This window comes from Alteromonas sp. AO-Serp (assembly GCF_017849675.1).
In the GTDB taxonomy this organism is placed as follows: Bacteria; Pseudomonadota; Gammaproteobacteria; order Enterobacterales; family Alteromonadaceae; genus Alteromonas; species Alteromonas macleodii.
Genome location: NZ_JAFLMX010000100.1, coordinates 44,348 through 51,142 on the forward strand (window position 1 = coordinate 44,348; position 6,795 = coordinate 51,142).

6 protein-coding genes are annotated in these 6,795 nt (G+C 42.0%); all 6 read left to right on the plus strand.

The genetic code is table 11. The annotated features are described in order from the left end of the window. Positions 1 to 4 precede the first annotated feature (4 nt). The 6 genes from rfbA (at position 5) to QVA83_RS07920 (ending at position 6,647) form a co-directional block, all read left to right on the plus strand. Positions 5 to 889, plus strand: coding sequence for a glucose-1-phosphate thymidylyltransferase RfbA (rfbA, locus tag QVA83_RS07895; protein ID WP_287498318.1), 885 nt, complete (start codon positions 5 to 7; stop codon positions 887 to 889). 75 nt (positions 890 to 964) lie between these two features. Beyond that, the gene (rfbC, locus tag QVA83_RS07900) at positions 965 to 1,510 is read left to right on the plus strand and encodes a dTDP-4-dehydrorhamnose 3,5-epimerase (protein ID WP_287498319.1); all 546 of its coding nucleotides are present in this window, start codon (positions 965 to 967) and stop codon (positions 1,508 to 1,510) included. 35 nt (positions 1,511 to 1,545) lie between these two features. After that, complete coding sequence (gene rfbD, locus QVA83_RS07905; protein ID WP_287498320.1) at positions 1,546 to 2,415, plus strand: dTDP-4-dehydrorhamnose reductase; 870 nt, start codon at positions 1,546 to 1,548, stop codon at positions 2,413 to 2,415. 35 nt (positions 2,416 to 2,450) lie between these two features. Further along, entirely contained in the window at positions 2,451 to 3,533 is a 1,083-nt protein-coding gene (gene rfbB / locus QVA83_RS07910) for a dTDP-glucose 4,6-dehydratase (protein WP_287498321.1), read from the plus strand. Between the two features lie 87 nt (positions 3,534 to 3,620). After that, a complete protein-coding gene (locus tag QVA83_RS07915) occupies positions 3,621 to 5,300 on the plus strand; it encodes a glycosyltransferase family 2 protein (protein WP_287498322.1) in 1,680 nt (559 codons plus the stop codon). 159 nt (positions 5,301 to 5,459) lie between these two features. Continuing rightward, on the plus strand, positions 5,460 to 6,647 hold the full coding sequence (locus QVA83_RS07920; protein ID WP_287498323.1) for a nucleotide sugar dehydrogenase: 1,188 nt from the start codon (positions 5,460 to 5,462) through the stop codon (positions 6,645 to 6,647). The last annotated feature ends 148 nt before the right edge of the window (positions 6,648 to 6,795 follow it).

Here is a 6,795-nt window from a genome sequence, read left to right on the forward strand (position 1 = left end):
AACTATGAAACGGAAGGGTATAATTTTAGCAGGTGGTTCTGGCACTCGATTGCACCCATTGACGAAAGTCGTGAGCAAGCAACTGATGCCGGTTTACGATAAGCCGATGATATATTATCCCCTAGCTACGCTTATGATGTCTGGGATAAGGGATATTTTAATTATCACAACACCAGAAGAGCAGAGTCGTTTCATTGCGCTTATCGGCGATGGGAGTGAACTGGGAATTAATGTTCAATACGCAGTTCAGCCTTCACCCGATGGCTTGGCCCAAGCATTTCTTATAGGTGATAGCTTTATTGGTAATGATTGCTGCACGCTTATTCTCGGTGACAATATCTATTATGGACATGATCTAAAGCGCTCTCTGCAGAGCGCCTATAACCAAGAGCAGGGCGCTACTGTATTCGGTTACCATGTCAATGACCCAGAACGCTATGGTGTAGTTAGCTTCGATGATGACTGGAACGCGCTTTCTATTGAAGAGAAGCCTGCTGTTCCCAAATCTAACTACGCAGTTACAGGGCTCTACTACTACGACAACAGAGTTGTTGATTTCGCGAAAGAGGTAAAACCATCACCTCGTGGTGAGCTTGAGATTACCGATCTAAACAATCTTTATCTAAAAGATGGCTCTCTTAAAGTTGAGTTAATGGGACGGGGTTCAGCCTGGCTTGATACGGGCACTCTAGACTCTCTACTTGATGCAGCGAACTTTGTGGGCGCTATAGAGAAACGTCAGGGCTTAAAAGTATGTTGTCCGGAAGAAGTTGCGTTCAGAATGGGGTATATCAACGCTGAGCAGCTAGAAAAGCTGGCGGCTCCACTTAAGAAGAGTGGCTATGGTGATTACCTATTGAAAGTACTTAAGGACAGAGTAAAAGTTTAACCTATATTCAAGTTATAGAAGGTGGCATTGCCACCTTTCTTCTTATATTCATTTGCACGTTAGTACGGAAAGTAAATGCAAGTAATCAAGACAGATATCCCTGACGTTAAAATTATTGAGCCGAAAGTGTTTGGCGATGAGCGCGGCTTCTTTCTAGAAACCTTTCGTACCGATTGGTTTAAAAAAGAATGCGCAGATGTAGACTTTGTTCAAGATAACCATTCTAAATCTCGCCAAGGTATTCTTCGTGGCCTTCATTACCAAATGGAGCAAACTCAAGGTAAGTTAGTACGAGTAGTTAGCGGCGAAGTGTACGATGTAGCCGTAGATATGCGTAAAGACTCACCAACTTATGGCAAATGGGTTGGGGTAATACTCTCTGCCGAAAACAAGCGCCAGCTTTGGGTGCCTGCCGGATTTGCTCATGGCTTTTATGTCACCAGTGAATCAGCAGAGTTCGTGTACAAGTGTACTGATTACTACCACCCAGAGTCTGAGGTGTCTGTTAAGTATGACGATCCTACATTAAATATCGCTTGGCCGTTGGTAAACGGTGAGAAACCTTCGTTGTCTGGTAAAGACGAAGCGGGTTTAGCATTTGTAGACGCTCCTACATTCTAATTGTTATTGGGGCTTTTTTGGGGTAATAGCAATTAATGAATATTGTAATTATAGGCAAGTCTGGTCAGCTAGCATTTGAGCTTTCTCGTGAACTAAAAAATAGCGATCATCAAGTTACACTGTTGGGGCGCGATGATATTGATATTACAAATAGCGATATCATTGAAGCTTCTTTAGCCCCTCTATCACCAGATGTTTTGATTAACGCGTCAGCGTACACCGCTGTTGATAAAGCTGAAGAAGACACCGAAGCGTGTAATGCCATTAATGCCATTGCCGTTAAGAATTTGGCGACTTTTTGTAAAGCACGTGGCGTTTTTATGGTACATGTGTCGACCGACTATGTGTTTAACGGTCAAAAAGGTTCGCCTTATTTAACAGACGACCCTATTGAACCTCAGGGTGCGTATGGCAAATCAAAAGCGGAAGGCGAAAAAGCACTGCTTGAAATATTGCCAGAGGCTAGCTGCTTAATTCGTACCGCTTGGGTTTATTCATCTCATGGCAATAATTTTGTGAAAACCATGCTGCGTTTGATGAGTGAAAAACCACAGCTTTCTGTTATAGACGATCAAATTGGTACACCTACCTGGGCCAAAGGGTTGGCTGAAGCGTGTGTATCGGCATCTGAAAATAAAACAGCAGGTGTCTATCATTGGACCGACGAGGGCGTAGCAAGCTGGTACGATTTTGCTATAGCTATTCAAGAGCTTGGAATTGAAAAAGGGTTACTCAGTAGTACTATTCCAGTATTACCAATTCCTTCTAGCCAGTACCCAACCCCAGCGAAGCGCCCGCACTATAGCGTGTTGGATAAACAAACTGCGCGCGAAGCATTTACTTCGTGCAAGCCCGCTCACTGGCGAAAGCAGTTGTCCGATATGCTTGATGAATTGAAAGCCTAAATGGTCGAAATAGAATTATACTTTTGGTAAATAAAATGAGTAAAACAATTTTAGTAACAGGTGGTGCAGGCTTTATTGGCTCAGCCGTGGTTCGCCACCTTATAAACGATACAGACCATACTGTAGTCAATTTGGATAAATTGACCTATGCGGGCAATTTAGAGTCATTAACATCAGTTTCAAATAGCGACCGCTATAGCTTTGAGCAAGTTGATATTTGTGATGCTGAAGAAGTAAAGCGCGTGTTCAATACGCACCAGCCCGATATTATTATGCACTTAGCGGCCGAGTCACATGTAGACCGTTCTATCGACGGCCCAGGCGAATTTATTCAGACTAATGTAGTTGGCACGTACACCTTACTTGAACAAGCAAGAGCGTATTGGTCTGCACTAGAAGGCGATAAGAAAGCAGGCTTTAAGTTCCATCATATTTCTACCGATGAAGTATACGGTGACCTTCCTCATCCAGATGAGGTTGAACTAGGAGCAGAGCTTCCACTCTTTACAGAAAATACACCGTATGCACCTAGCTCACCGTATTCAGCAAGTAAAGCGAGTTCAGATCAACTGGTGCGTTCGTGGCTTCGTACATATAAGTTACCCACACTAGTTACTAACTGCTCGAATAACTACGGGCCGTATCACTTCCCAGAGAAGCTTATTCCGTTGGTTATTCTAAATGCGCTAGCTGGAAAGCCACTTCCTGTATATGGTAAAGGTAATCAAATTCGCGATTGGTTGTATGTTGAAGACCACGCACGTGCATTGGTGGTGGTCGCGCTTAACGGTGAGATTGGTGAAACCTATAATATTGGTGGCCATAACGAAAAGCAGAACATTGAAGTGGTGCAAACTATTTGCTCAATTTTGGATGAAGTTAAGCCCAAAGAGACTAAATACGCAGATCAAATTACTTATGTGCAAGACCGCCCTGGCCACGATATGCGCTATGCCATTGATGCTAGTAAAATTGAGCGTGAATTAGGGTGGAAACCACAAGAAACTTTCGAAAGCGGCATTCGTAAAACTGTTGAATGGTATTTGGCGAACGAAGGCTGGTGGAAAGCGGTATTAGATGGGAGCTATCAAGGTGAACGCTTAGGGACTGGTAGCTAATACCCATACAAGCTTACAAGTGTTAAACTAATAAGCCGCTTTTATATAAAGCGGCTTTCTTTATTTTTGAGGCTCTAAATCGTCTACATGAAAAAAATAGTAATGCGGTCTGTTCGTGCCGCCCTTCAATTAATTCCCAAAACTCTGAAAGACAAGCTTAAACAAAACGAGCGTTTAACTGGTTTGTATGTAAGGTCGGTAAGAAAATCTGGGCTATTTTTTGATGCACCAACACCAAAGCAAACGCAGGCGTTATACAACCACTGGCTTGAAGTGAACGAATCTGCTTTCTCAGATTCAATAACTAAAATTGGCGAGTGGCAAGCAGTAATATTTGGCACCGACAACCAGGGTGTGACAGAGGAAAATACTAAAACCCTTGGTGTGAAAACTTGCTTAATAACGGGCGAATTGGCGCCGGGTGCAATAGAAAAGAAAATCTCGTTGTTAGACGACAGGTTACCTACATTATTGCTAAATGGTGGTGACCTATTAGAAAGCTCTGCTATTTACCATCTTTTGAAAGCGTTAAAAGATAATGATTTAGTCTATTGTGATACTGACGAGTTGAGTAGTAATGGGACTAAAACGTCACCAAGGTTCTTACCAAGTTGGAACCCTGAGCTTCAATATTCTACGGGATATATTAATAGCGGGGTAATGGTCAAAACTTCGCGGTTAAAATCGCTACATATTTCTAATCAAACAACGATTGCTGAGGTAATTGCTGAACTTTCTCTATCTATCAATGATTTAATGGTTAATCATATGCCGTTACCCTTGGTGCATCTTTCAGTCACAGAAAATAATGAAGCAAAACTGCTAGAACGTGTGAGGATGGTGATAGAAAGACATTCAACAGCTACAGTTGAATTGGATGAAAAGTTTAACGTAAACCGACTTTGCTGGCCCAATACAAATCCACTGGTGAGCTTAATCATCCCCACGAAAAATGGGAAAGCACTGGTTAAAGCTTGTATTGAATCAATTCTAGAAAAAACAACATATAAAAATTACGAGATATTGCTCATTGACAACGGCTCTGACGAGCAGGAAAGTATTGAGTACTTTGACTATTTAGACACTTTGAATAAGGTTCGAGTTCTTCGTTATCCAGCGCCATTTAATTACTCTGCAATTAATAACTTCGGTGTTGAACATGCAAAAGGTTCCATTCTTGGGTTAGTCAATAATGATATTGAGGTCATATCGCCTAATTGGCTAACATATATGGTTGGTTACGTTGAGCGAGAAAGCGTTGGCTGTGTTGGTGCAAAGTTGCTTTATTCCGATACGCGTATCCAGCATGCTGGTGTCGTATTAGGGTATGGTGGCGGGGCCGGTCACGCACATAAGAATTTTCCTCGGTCTCATGCGGGTTACCTAAATAGGATCGTCGCTACAAATAACTATAGTGCCGTTACAGCTGCTTGTTTGTTAGTTAAACGCGCACACTTCGATGCCGTACACGGGTTGAACGAAAAGAACCTTTCTGTTGCCTTTAACGACGTGGACTTTTGTTTGAAAGTAAAAAGTTTAGGTGTTCAGAACGTCTATTGTGCAGAAGCTGAGCTTTTCCATCATGAGTCGGTTAGCAGAGGACTAGATATCTCGCCCGAAAAGGCTGCGCGTTTTAATCGAGAATTATCGTTTTTACAAACTACATGGCGCGCATTTATAAAGTGTGATCCGGCTTATAATCCAAACTTGACTCTTAAGCGAGAGAACTTTTCAATAAAAAATGCTGCCGAGTTAAAGATTGAGTGACAAAGGCATAGTTGATGCATGTGCATAAAACATAGTTTTGATACACTATTTCAAGAATTAGGGAAGTTAGGCGTAGTGTTCATCATTGTTTAAAATTACTATGCGATATTAGTTGTGTAGTTATCGAAATTTATTTGTACAAAACTGGAGAGAATTTAAATGGATAGTACTATGCAGAAGCTCAAAATAGCCGTAGCAGGCACAGGCTATGTGGGGCTTTCAAATGCAGTGTTACTTGCGCAGCACAATGAAGTGAAAGCAGTTGACTTGGTAGCTGAAAAAGTCGAAATGCTGAATAACAAAAAGTCTCCAATTGAAGACAAAGAGATAGCCGAATACCTGACAACAAAAGAGTTAAACCTAAAAGCAACTTTGGATGCGCAAGAAGCATATAAAGATGCTGACTATGTGGTAATTGCTACACCTACGGATTACGACCCACAAACCAACTATTTCAATACTGGTAGTGTAGAGGCAGTAATCAAAACCGTGATGGAAATCAACCCTAATGCTGTGATGATTGTAAAATCGACCGTACCGGTAGGCTTTACTAAAGATGCAAAAGCCCGTTTTGGTTCTGACAATATTATCTTTTCGCCTGAATTTTTGCGTGAAGGCAAAGCGCTTTACGACAATCTTTACCCAAGCCGTATTATCGTAGGCGAGCGTAGTGAGCGCGCGGACGTTTTCGCAAAACTGCTTCAGCAAGGTGCAATAAAAGAGAACATCGATGTTTTATTCACCGACAGCACTGAAGCCGAAGCCATCAAACTTTTCGCCAACACTTACTTGGCAATGCGTGTTGCGTACTTTAACGAACTAGATAGCTATGCAGAGCGTAATGGCTTAGACACTAAACAAATCATCGAAGGTGTCGGTTTAGACCCTCGTATTGGTAATCACTACAACAACCCAAGTTTTGGTTACGGTGGTTATTGCTTACCAAAAGATACCAAACAGTTACTAGCTAACTACAGTGAAGTACCTAACAATATGATTCAGGCCATTGTAGATGCTAACCGTACCCGTAAAGATTTTATTGCCGATTCAATTGTTAGCCGTGGTCCCAAGATCGTAGGCATTTATCGCCTTATTATGAAGTCTGGTTCTGATAACTTCCGAGCAAGTGCTATTCAAGGCATCATGAAGCGTATAAAAGCGAAAGGTATTGAAGTTGTAGTCTATGAGCCGGTGCTTAAGGAAGAAGATTTCTTTAATTCACGCGTAGTTAACGACTTAGAAGAGTTTAAGAAAATTTCTGACGTAATCGTAGCCAACCGTGTAACGGGCGATATTGAAGACGTACTAGATAAAGTATACAGCCGCGACCTGTTCAACGCAGACTAATAAAATAATTGAGATTGCGAAAAGCATAAGTCTTTTCGCAATCCACCTCACAAAAAACTTCCCAAACCCCAAAATTCAAAATAAAATCCGCGCCAATTCAACCCCTGCCATCAAGCCTCAAGCTCACTCACACCCGGCGGGGAAGAAG

Bases quoted from the DNA above. Each gene is read 5' to 3' on its own strand.
- rfbA (WP_287498318.1), top strand. From the start codon at position 5: ATGAAACGGAAGGGTATAATTTTAGCAGGTGGTTCTGGCACTCGATTG.
- rfbC (WP_287498319.1), top strand. From the start codon at position 965: ATGCAAGTAATCAAGACAGATATCCCTGACGTTAAAATTATTGAGCCG.
- rfbD (WP_287498320.1), top strand. From the start codon at position 1,546: ATGAATATTGTAATTATAGGCAAGTCTGGTCAGCTAGCATTTGAGCTT.
- rfbB (WP_287498321.1), top strand. From the start codon at position 2,451: ATGAGTAAAACAATTTTAGTAACAGGTGGTGCAGGCTTTATTGGCTCA.
- QVA83_RS07915 (WP_287498322.1), top strand. From the start codon at position 3,621: ATGAAAAAAATAGTAATGCGGTCTGTTCGTGCCGCCCTTCAATTAATT.
- QVA83_RS07920 (WP_287498323.1), top strand. From the start codon at position 5,460: ATGGATAGTACTATGCAGAAGCTCAAAATAGCCGTAGCAGGCACAGGC.